The sequence below is a fragment of the Marivirga sericea genome (assembly GCF_900177665.1).
GTDB lineage: Bacteria > Bacteroidota > Bacteroidia > Cytophagales > Cyclobacteriaceae > Marivirga > Marivirga sericea.
The window spans coordinates 660615-685398 of record NZ_FXAW01000001.1 but is presented as its reverse complement, the minus strand read 5'-3'; the positions used below and the strand labels follow the sequence as shown (position 1 = coordinate 685398).

Annotated in this window: 21 protein-coding genes; 5 read left to right on the top strand and 16 right to left on the bottom strand. The window is 34.9% G+C overall.

Going from position 1 to position 24784, the window contains the following annotated elements; genetic code table 11:
- Positions 1-7: 7 nt before the first annotated feature.
- From B9Y84_RS02690 to B9Y84_RS02670, 5 genes are all read right to left on the bottom strand, one after another.
- Positions 8-1168 carry a tetratricopeptide repeat protein gene (locus tag B9Y84_RS02690; RefSeq protein WP_085515550.1) on the bottom strand — a complete coding sequence of 387 codons (1161 nt, stop codon included), beginning with the start codon at positions 1166-1168 and terminating at the stop codon, positions 8-10.
- Between the two features lie 56 nt (positions 1169-1224).
- Positions 1225-3753 carry a DNA gyrase subunit A gene (gene gyrA / locus B9Y84_RS02685; RefSeq protein ID WP_085515549.1) on the bottom strand — a complete coding sequence of 843 codons (2529 nt, stop codon included), beginning with the start codon at positions 3751-3753 and terminating at the stop codon, positions 1225-1227.
- A 76-nt stretch (positions 3754-3829) separates the two neighbouring features.
- Positions 3830-4900, bottom strand: a complete 1071-nt coding sequence (locus tag B9Y84_RS02680) for a hypothetical protein (protein ID WP_139827925.1) — start codon at positions 4898-4900, stop codon at positions 3830-3832.
- A 59-nt stretch (positions 4901-4959) separates the two neighbouring features.
- Complete coding sequence (locus B9Y84_RS02675; RefSeq protein ID WP_085515547.1) at positions 4960-5556, bottom strand: hypothetical protein; 597 nt, start codon at positions 5554-5556, stop codon at positions 4960-4962.
- Between the two features lie 91 nt (positions 5557-5647).
- Positions 5648-6313 carry a hypothetical protein gene (locus B9Y84_RS02670; RefSeq protein WP_085515546.1) on the bottom strand — a complete coding sequence of 222 codons (666 nt, stop codon included), beginning with the start codon at positions 6311-6313 and terminating at the stop codon, positions 5648-5650.
- A 178-nt stretch (positions 6314-6491) separates the two neighbouring features.
- Between B9Y84_RS02670 and B9Y84_RS02665 the strand changes: the two genes are divergently transcribed.
- A complete protein-coding gene (locus B9Y84_RS02665; protein ID WP_085515545.1) occupies positions 6492-7655 on the top strand; it encodes an iron-containing alcohol dehydrogenase in 1164 nt (387 codons plus the stop codon).
- Between the two features lie 23 nt (positions 7656-7678).
- Here B9Y84_RS02665 and B9Y84_RS02660 read toward each other — a convergent pair whose 3' ends face one another.
- Positions 7679-8641, bottom strand: coding sequence for a hypothetical protein (locus B9Y84_RS02660; RefSeq protein ID WP_085515544.1), 963 nt, complete (start codon positions 8639-8641; stop codon positions 7679-7681).
- Between the two features lie 254 nt (positions 8642-8895).
- Here B9Y84_RS02660 and B9Y84_RS02655 point away from each other — a divergent pair, with 254 nt between their 5' ends.
- Complete coding sequence (locus B9Y84_RS02655) at positions 8896-9666, top strand: CDP-alcohol phosphatidyltransferase family protein (RefSeq protein WP_085515543.1); 771 nt, start codon at positions 8896-8898, stop codon at positions 9664-9666.
- Between the two features lie 120 nt (positions 9667-9786).
- Here B9Y84_RS02655 and rplT read toward each other — a convergent pair whose 3' ends face one another.
- From rplT to B9Y84_RS02620, 7 genes are all read right to left on the bottom strand, one after another.
- The gene (gene rplT, locus B9Y84_RS02650) at positions 9787-10131 is read right to left on the bottom strand and encodes a 50S ribosomal protein L20 (RefSeq protein ID WP_085515542.1); all 345 of its coding nucleotides are present in this window, start codon (positions 10129-10131) and stop codon (positions 9787-9789) included.
- A gap of 109 nt (positions 10132-10240) precedes the next feature.
- On the bottom strand, positions 10241-10435 hold the full coding sequence (gene rpmI / locus B9Y84_RS02645) for a 50S ribosomal protein L35 (RefSeq protein ID WP_085515541.1): 195 nt from the start codon (positions 10433-10435) through the stop codon (positions 10241-10243).
- A 25-nt stretch (positions 10436-10460) separates the two neighbouring features.
- Positions 10461-11009 (bottom strand): translation initiation factor IF-3, encoded by a 549-nt coding sequence (infC, locus tag B9Y84_RS02640; RefSeq protein ID WP_085515540.1) that lies wholly within the window; start codon positions 11007-11009, stop codon positions 10461-10463.
- A 97-nt stretch (positions 11010-11106) separates the two neighbouring features.
- The gene (gene thrS / locus B9Y84_RS02635; RefSeq protein ID WP_085515539.1) at positions 11107-13071 is read right to left on the bottom strand and encodes a threonine--tRNA ligase; all 1965 of its coding nucleotides are present in this window, start codon (positions 13069-13071) and stop codon (positions 11107-11109) included.
- Positions 13072-13186: 115 nt separating this feature from the next.
- The gene (locus B9Y84_RS02630) at positions 13187-14926 is read right to left on the bottom strand and encodes a hypothetical protein (protein WP_085515538.1); all 1740 of its coding nucleotides are present in this window, start codon (positions 14924-14926) and stop codon (positions 13187-13189) included.
- Positions 14927-14971: 45 nt separating this feature from the next.
- Positions 14972-15478, bottom strand: coding sequence for a phosphoribosyltransferase family protein (locus B9Y84_RS02625; RefSeq protein ID WP_085515537.1), 507 nt, complete (start codon positions 15476-15478; stop codon positions 14972-14974).
- A 5-nt stretch (positions 15479-15483) separates the two neighbouring features.
- Complete coding sequence (locus tag B9Y84_RS02620) at positions 15484-15963, bottom strand: Lrp/AsnC family transcriptional regulator (RefSeq protein ID WP_085515536.1); 480 nt, start codon at positions 15961-15963, stop codon at positions 15484-15486.
- Positions 15964-16172: 209 nt separating this feature from the next.
- Between B9Y84_RS02620 and B9Y84_RS02615 the strand changes: the two genes are divergently transcribed.
- Both B9Y84_RS02615 and B9Y84_RS02610 read left to right on the top strand, forming a co-directional pair.
- Complete coding sequence (locus tag B9Y84_RS02615; protein ID WP_085515535.1) at positions 16173-17279, top strand: AMP-binding protein; 1107 nt, start codon at positions 16173-16175, stop codon at positions 17277-17279.
- Between the two features lie 11 nt (positions 17280-17290).
- Complete coding sequence (locus B9Y84_RS02610; protein ID WP_085515534.1) at positions 17291-18253, top strand: alpha/beta fold hydrolase; 963 nt, start codon at positions 17291-17293, stop codon at positions 18251-18253.
- Here the strand turns inward: B9Y84_RS02610 and B9Y84_RS02605 are convergent.
- From B9Y84_RS02605 to B9Y84_RS02595, 3 genes are all read right to left on the bottom strand, one after another.
- The gene (locus B9Y84_RS02605) at positions 18250-19518 is read right to left on the bottom strand and encodes an NAD(P)/FAD-dependent oxidoreductase (RefSeq protein ID WP_085515533.1); all 1269 of its coding nucleotides are present in this window, start codon (positions 19516-19518) and stop codon (positions 18250-18252) included. The two genes, B9Y84_RS02610 and B9Y84_RS02605, sit on opposite strands and share 4 nt — an antisense overlap.
- Before the next feature lie 138 nt (positions 19519-19656).
- Positions 19657-20040 carry a response regulator gene (locus tag B9Y84_RS02600; protein ID WP_085515532.1) on the bottom strand — a complete coding sequence of 128 codons (384 nt, stop codon included), beginning with the start codon at positions 20038-20040 and terminating at the stop codon, positions 19657-19659.
- Positions 20027-23794, bottom strand: coding sequence for a PAS domain S-box protein (locus B9Y84_RS02595; RefSeq protein WP_085515531.1), 3768 nt, complete (start codon positions 23792-23794; stop codon positions 20027-20029). Before B9Y84_RS02595 ends, B9Y84_RS02600 begins: the two co-directional genes overlap by 14 nt.
- 103 nt (positions 23795-23897) lie before the next feature.
- Between B9Y84_RS02595 and B9Y84_RS02590 the strand changes: the two genes are divergently transcribed.
- Positions 23898-24692 (top strand): dienelactone hydrolase family protein, encoded by a 795-nt coding sequence (locus B9Y84_RS02590; protein ID WP_085515530.1) that lies wholly within the window; start codon positions 23898-23900, stop codon positions 24690-24692.
- The last annotated feature ends 92 nt before the right edge of the window (positions 24693-24784 follow it).

The window sequence follows — 24784 nt, the reverse complement described above, 5'->3', positions numbered from 1 at the left end:
ACTTTAACTATTTCTTATCTGTCATTTTTGCTTTACCATCTGCACCAAGCTTTTCAGCCTTCTTTCTCATTTCCTCAGACTTCTCGTTTTCTCCCAACTGTGCGTAAACAGTTTGCAAAGTTTCAATTACTGCCAATTCTTCTGGCGCAATCTCTAAAGCCTTCTCAAAATAAGGCTTTGATTTTTCAAGATAACCAACAGCCTCTTTCTCTAGCGCTTTCCCTTTTTTTCTATACGTTTGCAAATCCATATCTCTAGCTTTTGCTAACAAATCTGCAGCCTTATTATAATAGTATACAGCATAATTAAAATTGGCATCTAAATAATCAGGATCAATTTCTATTGCCTTTAAATAAGCTTCTTCAGCTTTATCTGGTTGCTCCAGTTGTTCGTACAAATATCCTAAATTGAAATACAGATTGGCATTATTAGGATCTTTTTCTATTGCATCATTAATTCTGTCTTTAGCAACGTCAACTTGACCTGAATTAATTAAGAGATTGATTTCCTGCTTTTCAAAAGTGTCATTCTCAGGAAACTTCTCTTTAGCTATTCTAGTCATTTCCAAAGCTTTTTCCATATCTTCATTACCATATCTTTCAATAGAAATTATGCTTCCATAAATATCTTCTGAATGATAATCCAGATCTAAAAGTCTGTAATAATATTTTAAGGCATCTTGATTATTTTGCAATTGTTGTGATGCGACACCAGCATATAAAGTAGCTGTTGTATCATCAGGAATCACCAAGAGTGCCTTGTCAAAAGCTTTTACTGCATCTTCATATTTTTGAGCAGAATATGCTTCAGAGCCTTCATTAACGAATCCGCCCCAAAGCTCTTGGACCTTTAAATCCGATAATGTGAAGTACTTATCCCCTTCTTCAACCATGGAAAATACTTTATCATAGCTTTTTGCTGCTTCTTTAACTAATTCTTCAGAATATCCTTCGTCATTCAGGATTGCTTGATAAATTGTTCCTCTGGTATACCATGTCTTTGGATCATTTATGGTTTTTTCATGCTCTGCAGCTTCATTTATAAGGTCTTTAGCTTCTTGCAAATCGCCATTTTCTAAAGCCCTGTCCGCTTTACGAACGTTAGAATTCTGCGCAAACGAAAGCCCTGCAACTAATACAAAGGCGAAAAATAACGCGAGTTTTTTCATTTCTATCTTATTTTTTTTTAAAACAATTATTAACCTATTATACTATTTTTAATCAATTATGATTCACTATTCTCCTCTTCATTTGGGTTGGTGGGCTTTTCGTCACCTTCTTGCTCTTCCAATTCGATATCAATGTCATCAATTTGTTCAACTTTTTCTACAGAAGAAATGCTATCATTTTCATTTACTTTTATCAATCGAACACCCTGTGTGGCACGTCCCATTACTCTCAAGCTTTCAACTGCCATACGAATCGTGATTCCGGATTTATTGATGATCATCAAGTCATCAGTATCAATCACTTCTTTGATAGCGACTAATTCACCTGTTTTTTCAGTAACATTCAACGTCTTGACCCCTTTACCGCCTCTTTTGGTAATGCGGTAATCTTCTATATCCGAGCGTTTTCCATAGCCCTTTTCTGAAACTACCAATAAATTCGCATTCTCTCTAGTAATGGCTACCATCTCCACCACTATATCATTAGAATCCTTTAAGGTGATTCCTCTAACACCGGCAGCTGTTCTACCCATTGGTCTAACATTGCTTTCGTGAAAACGAATGGCTCTTCCAGAACGTGCTGCAATTATGATATTGTTATCACCATTAGTAAGCTTCACGTTTAATAATCTATCTCCTTCATTTATGGAGATAGCATTTATACCATTTGCTCTTGGTCTTGAGTACGCTTCCAAGGTTGTCTTCTTAATTGTACCTTTCTGAGTACACATTACTACGAAATTATTGTTGATGTAATCCTCATCATCGAGATTTTCAACATTAATTACTGCCCTCACAGAATCTTCAGATTCAATATTGATCAGATTCTGGATAGCTCTTCCTTTTGATGTTTTAGATCCTTCTGGTAATCTGTAAACCTTAATCCAATACACTTTACCTAGTTCTGTGAAGATCAATAGGTAGTTATGGGTTTTAGCAACAAAAAGTAACTCAGTAAAATCATCGTCCTTGCTTCCCGCTCCTTTAGAGCCAACTCCGCCTCTTCCCTGAGTTTTATATTCGTTCAGTAAGGTTCTTTTAATATATCCCTGATGAGATAGGGTAATCACCACATCCTCATTAGGAATCATATCCTCATCAGTAAACTCCTCTGCGCTATGGATGATTTCTGTTCTTCTTTCGTCACCATATCTATCCTTCATCTCCTGCATCTCGTCCTTGATGATCTTCATTCTTAAGTCCTCGTCTGCCAAGATTGATTCTAAGTACTCGATGAGTTTCTTAATTTCTTCGTATTCCTTAATGATCTTCTCTCTTTCAAGACCGGTTAACCTTTGGAGTCGCATGTCCAAAATGGCTTTAGCCTGAATTTCAGATAGTTCAAATTTATCCATCAAGCCTGTTCTGGCAATTTCTGGATCTCTTGATTCACGAATTAATTTGATTACTTCGTCAAGGTTATCTAAGGCAATCAAATATCCTTCTAGAATGTGAGCTCTTTTCTGAGCTTCTTCTAATTCGTATTTTGTTCTTCTTACGATTACATCATGCCTGTGATTAACATAATGTTTAATCATATCCTTCAGGTTCAATGTCTCTGGTCTTCCCTTAACCAATGCTACATTATTGACACTGAAAGAAGTTTGAAGCTGTGTATATTTGTAAAGGTTATTTAAAACAACATTTGGGATAGCATCTTTACGAACTTCATATACTATTCTTAAGCCATTTCTATCAGATTCATCTCTGATGTCTGAAATACCCTCAATTTTCTTTTCATTTACTAAACCAGCAGTTTTCTCAATCATATTGGCCTTATTGACCATATAAGGAATCTCAGTTACAATAATCCTTTCTCTCCCTGATTTCAAAACTTCAATCTCTGCTTTGGCACGCATCACAATTCGACCACGACCGGTTTCAAATGCTGCTTTTACGCCTTGATAACCATATATTGAGGCTCCTGTGGGGAAATCAGGAGCAGAAACATGCTCCATTAATTCTGCTACAGTGATATCATTATTGTCAATATAGGCATTGATTCCATTGACAACCTCCGTTAGATTATGAGGAGCCATATTCGTAGCCATACCAACAGCAATACCTGAAGCACCATTTAATAATAAATTAGGGACTTTAGCCGGCAATACGGTAGGTTCCTTTAAGGAATCGTCAAAGTTGAATTGAAAGTCAACTGTGTTCTTATTGATATCAGTTAACATTTCTTCTGCTATCCTTTTCAGACGCGCCTCTGTATAACGCATAGCAGCTGGAGAATCGCCATCAATCGAACCAAAGTTACCTTGTCCATCAACCATTTGATAACGAAGCGACCAAGGTTGAGCCATACGAACCATAGTGTCGTAAACTGCAGAATCACCATGAGGGTGATACTTACCTAGTACTTCACCTACAATTCTGGCTGATTTTTTATAGGGTCTGTTATGCGCAAGACCTAATTCTTGCATTCCAAAAAGTATCCTTCTGTGTACGGGTTTTAAGCCATCCCTAACGTCAGGTAAAGCCCTAGAAACTATAACCGACATTGAATAATCAATGTAGGCGCCTCTCATTTCATCCTCTATATTAATGGGGATGATTTTTTCATTTTCTCCTTCAGCCATAGATTTGTTTACTGTCTATAAAATAAATAAAGTGCAATTTAAAGAATTTTATTAAGCGGTGACAAAAATAATCATTTCATTTGCGTTTTAAAAACGGAAATGCTTCTCTTTTTTCATTCATATTATACGGATCATTTTCACCAACCTTAGGATTCTGCCATTTGTAAATAGGTTGACCCCTAAATTTCTTATCAATGTGACGGTGTTCTTTTTGCGCTTCGCAATTACTAATTGGACATTTTTTGAAAAGGGGAAAACTTACTCTGACACCTACTTGGAATTGCAAATTCCACAAATTAGTCTTGATAGATTGACCTGTGGGCAGCGTTGTGTTTATTGATTTTAGATCTAATGAAGGACGCATAACTAATCTAAAATATTCTGAGAAATTCTTTTCAATAGGCAAACTAATATTCCAATAATTATTGGTAGATACCTGACCTCCTGGGAAAGCACTTTCAGATAGTCGAAAGTTACCATACTCAATATCAGCAAAATAAGAAAAATCCCAAAAATCGTAATAACGAACACCTGCAGTTAAATAGAACTTTCGCGTATAAAACCTTTTAAAATCAGATTCATAGTTTGCCACGTAATCAGGAAAGCCTTTTAATTGCAGGTTTGCCTTTGAATTGATTTCAAATGTAGCCCCTGCTCCTATTCTGTATCTATCATAATTAAAGTGAAGTTTTAAGTGAATAGGTATAGCATTTCCCCCACCAACTAATCTCTTTTCTAAGCTATCTATCACATAACTTCTATTCTGATCCGATTCATTTAAAGTATTTTGATACCAAATAGCAGAAGCTGTATCTAGCGTATCCGTCAAAAACGGTCTATTTAACCAATTTCCAATACCTACAGAATTTCCAAGTGAATCTTCGCCTAGTAAATAAAGATTGGAACCATTGCTATAAATTTGATATTCATCTAGATTTTGACGATACCGTGTAGACCCATATCCTAAAGCAACTTCAGCGGAAAAGTGCTGGGCAATCCTGCGGAAAAGATTAGCTTCTATTTCTTTATCATTAGGTGGTGGACCCCAAGGATTAAATACTTGTCCTATTGAAGGCGAAATGGTCATAACGCTCAAAAATAGTAAGCTAATAGTAAAGGATATTATATTAAACTGGCTTCTCCCCAATGAATGATAGTTTTAGTAGCACAAAAGTACAAAAATTATGCTAAAGCATGTTAATACATTCATTTAACCTCAAAAGCTTTAATAAACTCATTAAATAAACTTAGTTCGGATAGCCCGATCTTATCACCTATAGATTTTATTTTATTAAATTCCATATTTCGAATTTTTCCTGGATTTAAAATATCTTCATCTCTTTCTAAGAACAAGGATGATATAAATCTCACCAAGATATAAGGAGCCTCCATAACTCTTATTTGATAAGGAACAGAAGTATTGTTAGCTCGATCTAATGTTTCTTTTTCAAAAAGAACTTGAAAAATACTTCTAATCGAACTATAAAAATCATCTTCCCACTGATCAAACTTTTTAATTAGAAATTTCATTCCGTCTGCCACTGGGTCTTTTGATAAAAAGAAACCACCTTTCGATAGCTTTCTAGCTTTCTTTTGCAAAGACATTTCTTCCCGAAAACTAATATTGTTATTGGCCATTGCCTTACCAACAACAGGGCTTAACAATATCAATGAAAGGAAATCATGATTACTAATTTCGAAGTAAGGGGCTTCCTTCTCAAGAAATTTCTTCTTCAAGTCCTCTACAATTTTATCAATATCTTGATTTTCAATGATTACGGCTATTTCGGCTTCAGTGAACATATTCTTAATTCGTTTAACAAAAGGAAAAATACATTAAATAATTGCAGAATACAATTTTAATAGACAGAGCATCAAATAAATTAGATCAAAATTACAAAAAAGATTGATCAGCAATTTGGTTTTGGTGTTTGTACCCAGTAGCCAACTGCTTATAATCAGATTTCAATAAATAGTTAAATGCCCATTTTCTACTGTAAGCATTATCGGAAGTCACATCATAGCTATACTCTAGTTCAGTTATTTTATTCAATGCTTTATTCCAGATAAAACTAAATTGATCGTCCTTGTGCTTTAAATCAAAAGTCCATTTTACATTTTCAGCATTAATTTCATGGAGCGAAATAGCGTTTGACTCTGCTTGGATTCCAAATAAAAGATCTGGATTGATCAAAATCGGGCTATGCAAACTGTCCGTTAAGATATCTGCACTTTCAACATCAAAAATACTACTGGATAATTCATGTATCCAGTGTCTATTTAAATACATGGAACTTAAGTAATTTGGTAGCGTCTCAGAACTACGTCCGAAATAAGCTGACGATATTCCGCTATCAGAATTCCTATTAAGTGAAACCAATCCGTACAAGCTCTCTTCAGATTGATCAAAAGAACTACTGATCGTATATTGAACACTGTAGTAAAAATGTCGCTGCTCTAATAATGATTGATGAATTGCTGATAAATCATTCCTTTGTGCAGGCTCGGAACATGAAATCCCTGCTAGTAAAATCAAAATAAAATATATGGAATTATTCATTGATTAGTCTTTTTCTTTTTATCCAAACAAATACTGAGTTACAGTCTCAGTACTTAAACTCAAATATAACTAAAAGCATATTAGATAAAAATTAAAAACCCTAAGTAAGCTATGGCGTTTACTTTTCCATTTGAAGTTTCTAAATAAGTATTAATTAAAATAAATAAAAGCAGTAATCATGAAATCATTTGAATTTAAAAACCCTACAAAAATCATATTTGGGGCAGGAGAAATTAAAAAGTTAGCAGATAATATTCCTGCGGGTAGCCATGTGCTTTTAGCTTATGGAGGTGGAAGTATTAAAAAAAATGGTATCTATGACCAGGTAATTGCTGCTACTCATGATTTCAAGATAACGGAATTTGGAGGAATCGAACCTAATCCACATTTTGAAACATTAATGAATGCGGTGAAGATCATAAGGGATGAACAAGTTGATTTTATTTTAGCGGTTGGTGGCGGTTCCGTTATAGATGGCTGCAAATTTCTTTCTGCTGCTGCATTTTATGATGGAAATGAATGGGATTTAGTTTCGAAAGGTCTATCCAGAAAGCAAAAAAAGATTTTACCTTTTGGATCAGTGTTAACTCTTCCAGCAACAGGTTCAGAAATGAACTCAGGAGCAGTGGTTACAAAAGCCTCTACTCAAGAAAAAAGAACATTTGGAGGACCACAGTACTTCCCGCTCTTTTCAATTTGCGATCCAACAGTCATTCAATCACTTCCAAAAAGACAAATTGCAAATGGTATCGTAGACGCGTACACCCATACTTTGGAGCAATACTTAACGTATCAGCATGATGCTATCTTGCAGGATAGAATTGCGGAAGGAATTTTGGAGACCTTAATTGAGATAGGCCCAAAAGTAATGGATAACCCATCAGATTATAAGGCTGCTTCAAACTTTATGTGGTCCGCAACCATGGCCTTAAATGGTATTCTACGCCTTGGAGTACCCACTGATTGGGCTACGCACATGATCGCTCATGAGCTAACTGCCCTACATGGGATTGATCATGCTAGAACATTGGCCATCATTGCTCCTAATCTCTACAAGAAACTTTTTGAAGATAAGAAAGAAAAGCTTGTTCAATACGGTAAAAGAGTATGGGGGTTAACGGGAGAATCAGATATTGAGATTGCAGAAAAAGCCATTGAGATGACGGTTTCATTCTTTCACTCCTTAGGTGTTGATACAAAATTATCAGACTATACATCAGAATATAAAGAAACTGCGCAAACTGTTTATGATAGATTTGAAGAGCGTAAATGGGTAGGATTAGGAGAAAGACAAAAAGTAGGTCCTAAGATGGCCAAAGAGATAGTCGAAATGAGTATTTAACCAGAAGTGGAAAGTGGACAAGGTCAAGATTTTTGAATCTTAGTTTTTAATTTTTCAAATTGAGAATGTTCATTTTCCACTTTCTTTACTTTGTCGTGTATAGTTTGATCTGTTTCTAACTTCAGCCGGATTTCTTTTATAGTAATATTCAAAATTTCAACTTCAGCTTTCACCTTGTTGATTATTTCTTCCTTTTCTGCAACTTCCTGCGTATATTCTAATAGATTACATAACCCTAGCATAGTAGCCACTGGGGCTCTCAATTGGTGGCCATTTATAAAAGTGTACTCTGCAAGTTTTTCATTTTTTAACTGCAATTCTGTTGTTCTTTCTATCACTTTGTCTTCTAAATGATTATTGAGAGATTTTAGAGACTCATTTAATGCTTGAAGCTCTTCAGATTGTGTCAGGATTTCTTTCTGCTGATTGGTAACCTTGCGATTAACTATTTGAACGTTTTTAGAAAATCTGTAGCTAATATAAGCAATAGATATAAAATGAATCAGCGCATAACTTAAAGTTAAGTGCAGCATCAGATCTGGTAAATTAGTTTCATACTGAAATCCATAAATCGGTAGCGTACATAAATATCCCAACGGAATAACTAAAACTCTATAAAATTTATGAAAGCCTCTTGATGCGATATAGTTACTTACTAAGCCGACAATAAAGATAAAAGAGGGTATATAAAGCAAATGAATAAGACCTAAAAACCAACCTACAATGAAAAAATCTACCAAGTTCTGTCTAATTCCAATACCCTTATCGTTATTGTGATTTACATAGTATACGAAAATAAAATAGGGTAAAAAGAATACAACAAGAAAAGAAGCGTAATGCCAAAGATCTAATGGAATATTGTAGAAATTTAAAAAAATAATAAGGTAGATACCATTGAATAGATATGCAGAACTCCGAAATATAAGCGAAGCTCTTCCAAAAAAATCACTTTTTTGCCAGTAATATTTGAAGTTAAGTATTTGCACATTCCAAAGTAAAGACCTAAAGCTAAATCACCAATTAAATTTTGTAGTATTTTAGTGTATTCAGCCCATATAACGTAATAGTTGCATTAAAATACAATTATTCTAACAATAGTTATTCTTTTAGAAGGCTCTATTTCTTTGAACAAATAATTAATAGTTTTAGTTAGTAGTAGAATCTTGTTTAAAAATAATTTATAGTAATTAAATCATCCTTCAGTCTCATTAGATGAGTTTGACGTTACCGAAGAAAGTAAATGCCAAAAATAGATAAGGAACAAAAATTCTTTGACTTTTCAGATTATGGGCGCGGCCCTGCAGTCTTCCTCTCTAATTTATTGAAAAACACCTTTGTCTCCCCTATACAGCTCACTGTTGGATTTGGACTAGTAGGATTGTTTTCAGCCTATTTTATAGTGGAGGAAACCTACATTATAGCTGGCATCGGCCTGATATTAAAATCAATCATAGATGCGATGGACGGTGAATTGGCCCGAATTAAAATGAGTCCGTCCTATTCTGGTAGATATTTAGATTCAATATTTGATAGTTTTTTGAATTTGATATTTATTATGGTGATAAGTTATAAGAGCGATAGCCCCTATTGGTTAGGACTTATTGCTTACTTTTGTATTCAGCTGCAAGGGACTCTATATAACTATTACTACGTGATTTTAAGGCATCGGACAAGTGGTGGCGACACCACTAGCAAAATTTTTGAAAGTAACCCTCCTACTGCTTTTCCAATTGAAAGCCAGACAACTGTTAATATTCTATTTCACTTATTCCGAGTTTTGTACCTTCCCTTTGACTGGTTAATTTACAAGTTCGATCAAGGAGCATTTAAAATACGACAGATCCCAAACTGGTTTATGTCCATGATATCTATTTACGGTCTGGGGTTTCAATTAATGCTAATTGCTATCATGCTCTCTTTAGGACTCATTAATTACATTATTCCCTTTTTCATTGCTTATAGTGCTTTAATCTTACTTTTTATTGGTTTGAGAAAATCATCAATCAAATAAGTTGAAAATTTACATTTTAAATTAGCAGCATATCTTCATCTTCAATTTGTGAAATTGAGAATAAAAAAAGCCTCAATGCTGCAATGCATTGAGGCTTATATAATATTGATTCAAAGTATATTATTTAACCGAATCTATAACGCTTTTAAACGCTTCTGGATGATTCATAGCTAAATCTGCTAATACTTTTCTGTTTAATTCTACTCCTTTTTTGTTTACAGCGCCCATGAACTGAGAATAAGACATCCCATGCTCTCTTGCTCCTGCATTAATTCTCTGAATCCATAATTTTCTGAATTCTCTTTTCTTTTGTTTCCTATCTCTGTAGGCATACAACCAACCTTTCTCAACGGCATTCTTTGCTACCGTCCAAACGTTTTTCTTTCTACCCCAGTAGCCTTTCGCATACTTAAGGATTTTTTTTCTTCTAGCTCTTGAAGCTACATGATTTACTGATCTTGGCATAAATTTTAATTTTTTGGAAATTGGTGACCAACTTTAAAGTTGATTCTTGATACTACCATATATCCCGGTTAAACATCGAACCTTCGTTCACTTTAATTTTTGCGAAATACTAGAGATTAAGCATATCTTTTACTCTACCCATATCCGACTTATGTACAAGTCCCATATCGGTTAAGCGTCTTTTTTGCTTAGTTTCCTTTTTGGTTAAAATATGACTTTTAAAAGCGTGCTTTCTTTTAATTTTACCGCTTCCAGTCAATTTAAACCTTTTTTTCGCGCCTGATTTTGTTTTTACTTTAGGCATTTATCTATTTATTTAAATTGGTTACTTATTTACCTTGTTTAGGAGTAATAAAAAGGGTCATTCTTTTTCCTTCCAATTTAGGCATTTGTTCAACCTTGCCTAAATCTTCCAGTTCAGAAGCAAAACGCAATAATAAAAGTTCTCCCCTGTCTTTAAAAACAATCGTCCTACCTACAAAATGAACATAAGCCTTCACTTTTGCTCCATCAGTCAAGAATTTCTTCGCATGATTCAGTTTAAATTCAAAGTCATGATCATCGGTATTGGGACCAAACCGTATCTCTTTGATAACTGTTTTTTGCGCTTTGGCTTTTATCTCCTTTTGCTTTTTCTTCTGCTCGTACTTAAACTTTGAATAATCAATGATTTTACAAACAGGAGGGTCAGCTTTTGGAGAAATCTCAACCAAATCAAGATTTTGCTCTTCGGCCATTCTGAGGGCCTCACCAATGGTATAGACGTCAACTTTTACATTTTCACCAACTACACGAACCTCTCTAGCTCTTATTTTACTATTTACCTTGTAGGGTTCTTCTTCCCTACCTCTAGGTCTGTAGCTGCCTTTTTTTCGCATTTTACTAATATTAACCTCCTTTTTTTAGTTTCCAGTGTGCAAATATCGTTATAAATATCGGATTACAAAATTACTATCCAAAATCTAATAATCAATATCATTTATTTTCTATACTATCTCTAACTTTTTGATTGAAAAATGACTTAAAATCTACTAAACTCATACTACCCACGTCACCTTCACCATGTTTTCTAATTGAAACTTTAGATTCAGCTGCTTCTTGCTCACCTACTATAAGCATATAAGGGATTTTTTTAATTTCAGCATCCCTGATTTTTCTACCTATTTTTTCATCTCTATGGTCGATAAAGCCTGTGATATCATCAGATTCTAATTCAGTATACACTTGATTAGCATAGTCTGCATATTTCTCTGAAATCGGTAAAACCGCCACTTGCTCAGGCGACAACCATAATGGAAAATTCCCAGCACAATGTTCAATTAACACAGCCACAAATCTTTCCATACTTCCAAAGGGTGCGCGATGAATCATCACAGGCCGGTGCTTACTATTGTCAGCACCGACATATTCTAACTGAAAACGCTCCGGCAGGTTGTAATCGACTTGAATTGTTCCCAATTGCCAGCTTCTTCCAAGCGCATCTTTTACCATGAAATCAAGCTTAGGGCCATAAAAAGCAGCTTCTCCTGTTTCAACTACTGTTTTCAATCCTTTTTCCTCGGCTGCTTCAATTATTGCTTGCTCAGCTTTATCCCACACCTCATCTCCACCAATATACTTTTCTTTGTTTTCAGGATCTCGCAAAGAAACTTGGGTTACAAAATCCTGAAATCCTAAGGAATTAAATACAAATAGAACAAGATCAATTACTTTTATAAACTCTTCTTTTACCTGATCAGGACGACAGAAAATATGCGCATCATCTTGTGTAAAACTTCTAACTCTTGTTAACCCATGAAGCTCACCGCTTTGTTCGTATCTATAAACTGTCCCAAACTCAGCCAAACGCAAAGGAAGATCCTTATAACTTCTTGGTTTGGTTTTATATATTTCACAATGGTGAGGACAGTTCATTGGCTTTAGCAAATATTCCTCATCACTTTTTGAGTCATCATCAGAAGGTGCCGCAATGGGTTGGAAAGAATCCTTTCCATATTTTTCATAGTGACCAGAAGTGATGTATAATTCTTTATTACCAATATGCGGAGTAATAACCGGCTGATATCCTGCTTTTACTTGTGCTTTCTTCAGGAAATTTTCGAGCCGATCTCTCAGCATTGTCCCCTTGGGTAGCCATAATGGTAAACCTAGTCCCACTTTTTCAGAAAAGGCAAATAATTCCATTTCTTTTCCCAGCTTCCTATGATCTCTTTTCTTTGCTTCTTCTAATAACTCTAAATATTCTTTTAGTTCCTTTTGCTTAGGGAAGGTAATTCCGTAAATCCGGGTTAACTGTTTACGTTTTTCATCTCCTCTCCAATATGCGCCCGCAATATTCAGAAGTTTTACGGCTTTAATATATCCAGTGTGAGGGATATGAGGTCCTCTGCACAAATCAGTGAAATTCCCCTGCTGATAAAAGGTTATCTCTCCATCCTGCAAGCCTTCAATTAATTCTAATTTATATTCATCTCCTTTTTTCTCATAGTAAACCTTCGCGTCATCCTTAGATACTTCTGTCCGTTGAAACTCATTCTTTTGGCGAGCTAGCTCAAGCATTTTCTGCTCGATCTTTTCTAACTCTTCCCCTTGCAATTCTTGATCTCCAAAATCAACATCATAATAGAAGCCGTTCGCAATCGGTGGCCCTATTCCAAATTTGATACCTGGATACATCTCTTCTAATGCTTCTGCTAACAAGTGAGCAGAAGAATGCCAAAAGGTGTTTTGTCCCTCTGGATCATTCCATGTGAGTAATTGAATATGGGCATCCTCATTAATAGGTCTGGTTGAATCCCAAACCTGTCCATTAACTTTTGTTGACAAAACATTTCTCGCTAAGCCTTCGCTTATGCTCATGGCGATATCATGTCCACTTACGCCTTTATCAAATTCTTTTATACTGCCATCAGGCAAAGTAATCTTAATTCTATTACTCATATTGTGCTGTAATTCTTACTAATAAATAATGTTCTGTATGGATTAAAATGAATCCGAAGTACAAATATGCAATTTTTGATTCAATAACTGTAAAAGGAATGGAGGTAAAATAACTTTAATTACCTATAATTTCACCTTGAGAGTTTAAAGTATTTAAAACTTGCCCATCCTGGTCATACAAAAAGAAAATGCCTGCTTCCACTTTTGCGTTACTTAAAGTACTACTACTTTGATATGGAAATTCCCATAATAGTGTTAAATCAGGAGATAAATACTCAATACGCTGTTCGGGCTGTTCCCCCATATCTGAAGTAAAATTCACTAGCAGGTTTTTATTCAACAAAATCATTTTATTAATAATCAAGGTACTATCTTCATACAGTCTGTATTGTTTCACCTTCATATCGAAGCCAGCAGACGCTACAAAAGCGCTTTGATTTAAAACTCCACCTATTAAAAGCATAGAATCTAATTCGATAGTTTGAATCACATATTTTTTACTATCATTGGTAGCAGCGATAAGAGGCGTTAAAAATATTGAATCTTTTTCATACTTGAAAAATTGAATCTGTCGAGCCATGAACTCGCTTCTTTGTGTAACTGAATCCAGTTTTTGCTTCAATATTGTTTTTTCGGTCTGCACATATGATTTGATGGAGGGCTCAAATCTATCCACGAAAAGCTGGAAATTTTTGATTACTTTTTCATTAAGACCTTGTTCGATTGACTCAATCAATTCGAATTGCGCAGCAAGGTTCTCTCGATAATCTGCTACTAAATTTGCTCTTTGATATACATTTGTAGAATCTGTTAAAACAGGAAAAATCGATTTATTACTCAAGAACTCCGATTTGCCTTTGCGTTTTTTATAGTGAAGGAGGTCCAAAATAGTTTTACTTTTATCATATCTATTCAGTCCTTTTTCCAATTCTTCTGAAATCATTAGATTTTTCATACTGAGAGAATCTTTTGCTTCCTTAATCTTTAAGATAGCTTCTGTGATTTCAGCATCCGTCTTATAAAGCAATTCCTTTAACGGAATTACTTCTTCTTCAATCTTGATTTTCAAATTGTTAAAGTATTTCTCATAATCCTGAATTGTTATGACAAACTCATTAATATCGGTTTGCAAAGGTTCTAAGCCTTCCCAATTAGTTATGTCTACAAACTTTAGTTCAGGATTATAGGCAGGGTTATTTAAAGAGTTTAATTGCTCAACAAATTGCTTATAGGTAGTTACAAAGGTAGCGTAGCTTTCTTCAACTTCTACCAGAGTCTTTTTGCTATCAGCATTTGAACGCAAAAGAAAAGAAGATTCATCAGGAAAAGATTCGTATAATTCGAGAACTTCCTTATTTAAATTATCGTATTGCTGAACTGATTTTTCTTTCAATTCATGTATTCTCAATACGGTTTCCTTTTTCTTACTGGCAGCCTTTATTTTATTCTCGTAATCTAAATGGATATCTGATTTTTTAATCCCAAACTTTCCAGTTCTGAGATCTCTTCGATTATAGGCTGCATAATACTCATCATTTTTTCTAAGCTCTCGATCATCAACTAACTCTATAGACTTTTTGTAAGCTGCGATAGCTTTATTGACCATAGAATCATACTTCGCTGTTGTTGGAAAGATTTCAGTAGAATCAAGTTTAGAAACTATTATTTCACCGAAATAGAAATAGGCATTGGCTTCATCATCGTTCTCTTCTAGAAATTGCAAAAGTTGAGGCTCGGCAGTCTTGTAATCTTTACTTTGAAGGACTGGAAACAAATTCTTGTATTTAATTCGCTGCGCAGCAGAATGAAATACAAAATTTATCAATAAAAATACTACAATCGTTAAGAACCTCATCTGTTGAATTTAAAATTCACAATATTAAATAATTACAAATGTAAATCATTCAAGATAAACTCCAAAACCTTCATCTGACCAATTGAAATTTATATGCTCTTGAATAGTAGTGGCAATTTCAACTCCTGTATAATTAGCAGCAATCGGAAATGAACGATGCGCCCTATTTACCAAAAAGGCGGTTTCTATTTTTTTTAGATTCATATCCATTAAAGGTCTTAAAGCGTAAAAAACGGTTTTACCGGAATTCAATACGTCATCAACGAGCAAAACCACCGCATCTTCCGAATTTGTGATTTTATCACTCAAAACAACTTCCGAATCGGCTGGAGATAATTTATTAAGCTTTATTGAAAGATAATTGGGCTTTAAATCACTGATCTCTATCAATTCCACGGTTATATTTTTAGCTAAAATCGCACCGCCTCCATTGATCCCAATAATATACAAATTTTTCTCTTTGTAATTGTTCTCTAAAATCTGAAAAGCTATCCGTTTTATTTTACTACGGATAGCTTCTCGATCTAAAATTTGGTTGCTCTTGTTAAGCATAAAATTTATTTGTTTTCAGGTATCGGCATTCTCTTGCTGTCCTTAAAAGTAGATAAAATTACCATTGATTGCATACTATCCACAACTTCAATCTCACTTACTCTTTCTAACATTAATTTCTGATAAGATGGGATATCTTTAGCAATTACTTTCAAAATAAAATCGCTTGAGCCTGTCACGTGATTACATTCTATGATTTCATCTACCTCATCAATAGCTGCAATGAACTTATCAATGTTTGATTTATTATGACCTTTTAATGACACCATTACATAGGTGCTCACCCCCAAGTTTATTTTTTCATTGTCAAGCTTAGCGTGATAACTCTTAATAATTCCAGCGTTCTCAAGTTTCTTAACTCGCTCTAAAGTAGGAGCAGGCGAAAGTCCTATATCTTTCGATAATTGCGCATTGGTAATTCTGCCATCTACTTGCAAAATATCCAATATCTTTTTGTCAATTTTATCTAGCTTAAAAGGTAACATTTATATTTTTCGTGTTTTCAATTAGATTGTAAAATTAGTATATATTATTGAGATCATAGCTATATAAAGGCAATTTCACCAAATTTATTTTCGTGATTTCACAGAAAATATAGCTTATATATTGAATTATTAATATTGAACTTTATTAATTACAATATTAACTCAAATTAGTAGTAATTTTATATTTCAATTTTGATCTCAAAGCATTCATGCCCAATAAAAGTTTCGCAGAAAATTGGATCCAATTTAATAGTATAAAGTATTCTATCGCTGATTTTATAAACACCTATAAAAGTAGCTCAGACAAGCCTATCCATACTATTTTAAGCTTCTTGAAGGAGTGGAGATCTGATTCTTCGTACATTTCACAGAAAACATCAGGTTCAACAGGTAGACCTAAAATCATAAAAATCTCAAAATCTCAAATTAAAGCGAGCGCCTTATCGACTTTAAATACATTAGATTTGACTGCGGGCGATCATGCGCTTCTATGTATTAATCCTGAATATATAGGAGGAAAAATGATGATTGCGAGAGCTATAATTGGTAAGCTAAACTTAAGCATTTCACCAATTGTCAGCAATCCTCTACAAGGATTTGCAACTACTGAAGCGGTAGATTTCTTTTCTTTTGTTCCGTATCAACTCGAGAAAATACTGGATGAAACTCCAAATAAAATAGAATTCCTAAATAATTCGACCGCTATAATATTAGGGGGAGCTCCTGTTTCTGAAATTTTAGCAAATAAGATCAAATCCACAATTCATGATGCTAAGGTATATAGTACTTATGGCATGACCGAAACTGTTTCTCATGTAGCATTAAAACATATCAACTCTGCAAAAAGTGAAGCATTCAAAGCCTTAAAAAACGTTACCTTCTCTACTGACAACCGTGATTGTCTTCGAATTCATGCACCCGCAATAAGCGGGCAAGATCAATTGCTCACTAATGATGTTGTAAAATTATTATCTCCTGTAGAATTCGATTGGTTAGGCAGATACGATTATGTAATTAATTCGGGTGGGATCAAAATACACCCCGAATTGTTGGAAAAGGAAATTGCTGAAGTATTTGAAATAAATAAGATTTTCAATCGGTTTTTCATTTTTGGATTACCAGATGAAAAATTGGGACAGTCTATGAACTTGTTACTGGAAGGAAATATGGAAGAGCCAAATTTATATAACTTATTAAAGGAGCACTTGCCAGCTTTCCATGCTCCTAAGAACATTTTTTCAGTTTCAGCTTTTTCTGAAACTGAAAGTGGGAAAATCAATCGATTAGAAACAATTAAGATAATCAACAAACGATAATACATTTTTTCATGCGTAAGTTTTTCAAAATTTTAGGAATTAGCATAACCATAATATTAGCTGTGCTAGTGATTTTGATTTTAAGTTTTTATAAATCAGATATTCAACAAAGCGAAAATCATGAAAAGTACTTCACAACCCAATCTGAATACATTGAGATTGATAGCAACAGACTTCATGTTAGAATAATGGGAAAAGGCGCTCCCGTTTTATTGATTCATGGTAGTTTTTCTTCTTTGCACACTTGGGAAATCTGGCAAGAAAACTTGAAAAACAATTTCACCACTATTTCGGTAGATCTGCCAGGCCATGGCTTAACAGGGCCTAACCCGCAAGGACAATACGATACTGATTATTATGCCCAGATACTTTGGCAACTAATAGATAAATTAGATTATGATACAATTGCAATAGCAGGAAATTCGATGGGCGGACAAGTAGCCTACAAAATGGCATTAGATATTCCTCAAAAAGTAAGGCAATTAATTCTTTTGAATGCCTCTGGGGCAAGTATGAAAGCAGACACCGCTGATTTTAAAGATGAGAATTCATTTTCCGTCTTTTCATTACTGAATCATCCTGTGTTTTCAAGATTAATGACGAGCATGACACCGAAATTCCTATTCACCATGAGCATGAAGCAAGTGTATTCTGATGAATCTAAAGTGACTGATCACAAAATTCAGCGCTATTATGATTTAATGCTCCAAACAGGAAATCGTCAAGCTACTTTATTAAGATTTAAACAAAGAACTCCTGCCAGATTTAATGAACTGAGCAGTCTCCGTTGCCCGGTCTTAATTATGTGGGGAGAGCACGATAACTGGATTCCTGTTGCTCATGCCTACCGATTTGATCGCATTTTACCGAATAGCAAATTAAAAGTCTATCCTAATGCTGGTCACGTCCCAATGGAGGAAATACCGCTGGAAACAGCCTCTGATGCATTCAGCTTTTTAAAAGAGCACTACTAATTACGGAATCCTTTACCTTTCAAATCTTCAAAAATCGCATGAGCTGCAAACCTGCCAGATGCCATAGCCGCATTAATAGAACCATTGAGTAAATAGTCCCCGGCCAAATAAATTCCATCCTGAATTTTTGATTGAGAAGGCTTCATTTTGTTTTGAAAATCATCAATTTGAGGCAGCGCTTTATCGATATAGAAGGTCTTTAGATGCTCAATCTTAGCCTTTCCCAACTTAGGAAAAACTTCTATCAGCTCTTTCATTATTCTGTTTCTTAATTGCTTGTCATTCTCCTGATAGTTTTGCGTAACTGAAACAGACAATAAATAGCTGCCTTCCGGAGCGTAGGCCTCGGAAGTATTGTTCATCACAGAAATATTATTAATTAGGAATTCTTTACTGGGTACCAAAGCAATTAAAGACTCCCCTATTGGATCTATATCAGAGGTGAAATTCAAGTTAGTGACAAACTGATCTTCAGAAAATTGGCCGCTCAGTTGCGTCAATAATTCATCAGGCCTTGTAGCAATAATAATAACATCTGCTTCAATCTCATCTCCGCTGTCCAAAGTAACCTTTTTTAAACCCACTTTTTCGACCTTTTGATTGAACACTATTTCAGTTTGGGCTAAGTTGCTTGCTAGCATTTCAGGAATCTTTCTCATCCCATTTTCAGGAATGGCAGCATGACCTTCACCGAACATTTTAAATACAAATTCAAGCATTCTTGAAGAGGTGTTTAATTCATTTTCTAGGAAAATACCTCCGAAAAAAGGTTTAAAGAAATTTTCAATTATTGTATCACTGAAGCCTTTTCTCTTTAGAAATTCAAGGGAAGAAATTTCTGGTTTGGCAAAAATTTCATCAATTGTATCCTTTCTTAATGACCTATTCCAATGAAATATTTTCAATTTATCTGAAAAACTTCCCACCGGTGAAAATAACATGCTGAAAAGTGAGGCCGGTTGCCTCAAAGGATCTGAAATTGAATAGTTTCCATTCTTCGAATCTACAATTAAAGCACCAGGCTTAAACTTTTTTAAGCTTAACTTATCGTAATCCAAATAATGTTGCGCTTCAGGATAAGCAGTTAGCAAAACTTGGAAACCATGATCAAGCAAATGTCCTCCTATTTTATCAGTCTTCACTCTTCCGCCTATGCTATCTGAGCCTTCTAAAATAGTAGGCTTAAAACCTGCCTTTTCTAATTCGATTGCGGCCGTTAGACCTGCAACGCCTGCACCTATAATGATTACTTTTTCTTCTTGCATGTAGTAACTGGAGCTTTTTCCGACAAATGAAATAATATTCAAAGATGAATAAATAAATGAATTCTAGAAAACGGAAAAGCGAGAACTTTTGATATGATTTGGACAGAAATTAAAATAATAATGTTCGAGTAGCCGCTCCTAATTTTTTAGGACTGTTTTCAATTTCTCAGGATCCAAAGGCTTAGTAAGAAATCCTCTAATAAAAGGATTCTCTTCGGCCTTTTTGAGATCTATGGGATCAATGGAAGAAGAAGTAATATAAATATTCATTTTTCCTGTTAAATTATCCTCTTTTAATACATCCATAAATTCCCAACCATCCATCATAGGCATATTGATATCTAGAAATAATACTTCTGGAAAATTATGTTCATCTGTTGATTTTAGATAAGATAGTGCTTTCTTCCCATCGTCAAAATCGTAGATATTCTCCGCAAAATTCTCATCTTTCATGATATCTATCGTCAAAATCATAAATAAATCATCATCATCGACTATGCAAACATTTTTAAATACTGCCATCTTTCAAAAACACTTTAAAGGTTGTACCTACTCCTAACTTACTTTCTACAGTAATCTTTCCACCGATTGATTCGACCTGATTCTTCGTCAGAAATAGACCCAGGCCTCTTGAATCTGTATGGGTGTGAAAGGTTTTATACATTCCGAAAAGTTTTTCTCCATACTTTTCCATATCGATACCCAAGCCATTATCCTGCACTTCCATAATAACGATTCCGTTTAGACTCCTGTTACTAATTCTGACAAATGAGAAATCCTTTTGCGAATCACAATATTTGATAGCATTTGTGAGTAAATTAGTGATAATGCTCTCCAAAAAAGCCGGGACAGCTTCTATTACTACATTATTCGAAATCTCGTTTAAAAAATAAAGTTGAGCCTCGCTAATTACATTTTCGAAGGCATCAAGAAAAGTGGCAATGGCATCGCTTAAGTTGATTTTTTCCATCTCTTCGGTGGAAGAAACCACTGATACCACATTATTTAGGTGATGCAAGGTTTCATCCAGCTTATTAGAGGCCTTGCTTAACATCTTTACATATTCATTTTCAGCAATTTTAGGATTTTTCTTATTAATCAAATACACTAGACCTTGAATATTGGCTGAATGCGATCGAAGATTATGAGATACTATATAAGTAAAGTTCTTGAGTCTTTCATTTTGATCCTCCACAATCCCCAAATACTTAGCCAAGGAATTTTCCTGCTTTTTCCTATTGGTTATATCTGTAATATACCCGTCTAATCGACTTGGAAGCCCATTTTTATAAATGATTGTACCTTTGTTTAACACCCACTTTAAAAGATTATCTTTCGTTCGAATCCGATACTCTATTTCGTAGCTTCCGTTCTTGTCCAAATCTTCATAGGCTTGAGTTACTAAACCTCTATCTGCATCGTAAACTCTTTCTTCCCAGCGGTTCCCTTGGTAATTCTCCAGATAATAAGATGCAGGGAAACCTGTCAATTTTTCAATAGAAGGTGTAATAAATTTCATTTTGTAATCAGGAAGGTCAACAGACCAAACCACGTCAGACATATCCTTCAGTATACTTTGCATTTGATCTTTAGCCAAATCTAATTGTTTTTGAGTTTTGACTCGCTCGGTAATATCTGCCACAGAAAATATAACGTCTTGAATTTCACCATCCTCCAAATTGAATGGCCCACCAGAAATCGATAAATATTTTTTAGTGCCATCGGCCCACTCAATACCATGTCGGATATCTTGTACAGATTTTTTTGTGTGCATCACAATTGGGAAAGGAAGCTTTTCAATATCAAAAGGTTCATCTTCTAAAGTAATATGTCTCCAGTCAGGATCATCATATACTTTGTCTTCAATTTCGCTCTTAATTATACCTAAAACCTTTTCTGCTCCTCTGTTGGCAAAGGTTATTTTCCCTGATTTGGCAACTATGACCAACGATAAGGTGTTTGATCCTATCACCCGACTGAAGAAATCTCGCTCCTCTTGCAGTTCGATTTCTAGTTTTTTTCGCCTGCTGAATTCCGTGTGCGTGCCTGAAATTCGAAGAGGTGTACCCTTTTCATCTCTTTTGACGACCGCACCTCTATCCAATATCCACACATAATGACCTAATTTGTGTTTTACTCTCAACTCCATTGAAAAATCATCTTGGCCTCCTGGAATAAATGAAGTATCCATCAGCCGAGTTAGTTTACCAATATCATCGGGATGTACAAGACTTTGATAGAAATGAATACTTTGTTCAAAATTTTCGGCAGTGTAACCTAATAATTCGAAGTATCTATCATTCATGGTTGTTTTTCCTGTCTCCAAATTAATATCCCAATATCCCAACTCACTTCCTTCCAATACAAATTGAAGTCTTTCCTCGCTTTCCCTGAGTAAAGTTTCCTTATGCTTTTGCTCTGTAATGTCGCTTTCAATTGCTATAAAATTCGTTAACTCTCCGCTTTCATTAAATACTGGATTGAAAGTAATGGAAACCCAATATTTCTCCCCAGAGCGAGAATAGTTCAAAATCTCCTGAGTAAATGGCTTTAAGGTTTTTAATCCGGCTCTAGTTGCCTTTATGTGCTCGGACTTTGTTTCTTTACCATGCAAGAATTTCCCTGGCTTAGATCCTATTACCTCCTCTAATTTATATCCGGTCTTCTGTTCAAATGCTGGGTTAACATACTCGATCTTGCCAATATTGTCTGTAATCACTACAAGATTAGTAGTTTTTTTAGCCACTAGTGATAGACGGCTCAGCTCCTTTTCTATCGCTAATTGATCAGTAATATCCTTTACAACTGCCACGAAATGAGGGCTTACCTTTTCATTCTTTATAAATTGTAGAAACACCTCCACCGGAATATCGCGACCATTCTTTGCTCTGTGAATAGTTTGAAATCTAATACTTGGAATTCTATCTTCTGCCAAAGGCTTAATTAAGGCCTGAAATTCTACTTTAGGAAATTCAGGTTTAAGATCGTAAGGATGCAGAAGAAGCATTTCCTCTTCAGTATAGCCCATCATATTTATTGCACCTTGATTTACGTAAGTAAACTTTAAATCTTCTTGATCGAAAATAAATATACAGTCTTCCGTCTGATCGAGCGTATTTTTGAAAGTCGCTAAAAATTCTTTATTCTTCTTTTCTTCCGTTATAATTCTTTGCAAAGATATGAATTTACTGATCTCTCCTTTATCATTAAAAATAGGGTCTACCTGACAAGACAATAAATATGGATCTCCGGTTTTAGAATAATTAAGAATTTCTTGTGTAAATGACCTTCCCAAAGAGAGGTGTTTCCTAAAAGAGGCGATATCCTTTTGATCTGTGAGTGGGCCTTGCAAAAAATCACCAGGCTTCTTACCAAGCACTTCCTCCAGTAGATAACCCGTAATCTCTTCGAATGCGTTATTCACAAACGTAATTTTTCCATTGGCATCGCTAATGATTACAGCATTATTTGTACTAATAGGAACCTGTGCTAAGATTTCCATTTGATTTTCGCGAATTTTCCTTTTCGTAATGTCAATATGAGACCCCATCATCCATTCTACTTCCCCATCCTCATTTCTTGTCACTATTTTTCCTTTTGCCAATACCCATTTCCAGTAACCTTCTTTATGCCGCATTCGGATTTCCATTGTATATGACTTAGATTCTCCGTCAATATACTTTTGCAATACAGTTTTAAACTCTTCAAAATCCTGTGGATGGGTTAGGTCTTCAAAAGTTTTAACCGTCACAGGATATAGTTCCTTCTTGCTGTAACCAATTAAACTAGCCCACATTTCATTAATTAATACTTCGCCCGAAAAAACATTATACTGCCAAACTGCTACCTCTAGTACGTTTGATATATCCGTAATGCTTCGGTTACGATTGAAGTAAGTGGTTCTTTGAATTGCGGCTAGAATATACAGCGCATTGCTTTCTTTGGATTGGCAAGTCGAAAAGCGGATATCGGTATTATTTACTGGCTGAAAGACACTGGTATTAAAGATATCATTTTCAGAAAATTCGTCCCCAAGTTGGTTTTCCACTTTTTCAATAATAGAATGTAGAAATTCTCCCTTGGATGCCTTCAACTTATCAAGATCAGTTAAAGTTTTTAATTCAAGTTGCTGCGAGAGCTTAGAATCAAGAAGCAAATTCTGCTGTTCACCTCTCTCCCAGAAAATATAGCCTTCAACTGCATCGTTCTGTATCATTTGAAAGAAAAGCTCATTTTGCCTAACACAGTTGTACAGAATGCCTTGAAGATTCTTCATATATTTATATTAAATAATGAATTTACTAAATTATTTTAATTAAGGGCACTATTATATCAATTCTTTTTTTGTTAAATTAAGAACACATTAAATAGATGATAAGATGAAAAACCTTATAAGAATAATATCCATTATTTGCTTGTTAGCATCTTATGGGAATGCACAGGATTTGATGAAGGACAGATTAGAAAATTCACCCCGACACCATGAATGGGTTGAGATTAATGCCGGAGAAAAAACCCTTAAAGCTTTTGTAGTATACCCGCAAGTTTCTGATAAAGCAAAAACGGTTATTGTTATACATGAAAATAGAGGGTTGACCGATTGGGTCCGGAGTTTTGCAGATCAGTTGGCAGAAAAAGGCTTCATAGCTTTGGCCCCGGATATGTTATCCGATTTCAGCGAGGAGTATTCGCAAACTTCTGATTTCGCAACTTCGGATGATGCTCGAAATGCAATTTACGAATTAGAAGACAATCTCGTCACTTCTTATTTGAATAATTCCTTTAACTACCTTAAAAATTTACCGGCTGGAAATGGGGAAGTTGCAGTGGTTGGTTTTTGCTGGGGTGGATCTCAATCATTTCGATATGCCACCCATAATAGCAATTTAAGTGAAGCGTTGGTTTTTTATGGGACTGGGCCTAAAGACGAAATGGATTATGTAGGAATTGAAGCACCGGTCTATGGGTTTTATGGTGGAAATGACCAAAGAGTTAATGCTACCATTGCATCATCAAAAGCAGCAATGGAAGAGTATCAGCATATTTATGATGTGCGAATCTATGATGATGCCGGACATGCTTATATGCGTTCTGGAGATGATCCTCAAGGCCCCGAAGCTAATATTAAAGCAAGAAATCAATCATGGGAAAGATTGGTAAGAATTTTAAAATAAGTACTGCAATAATTTCTATGTCATACTGGAACATGCAGGTGCAGTTTCTTTTAACAGAGGGCATCAAAAAAAGAACACAAAAAAAAGGACTG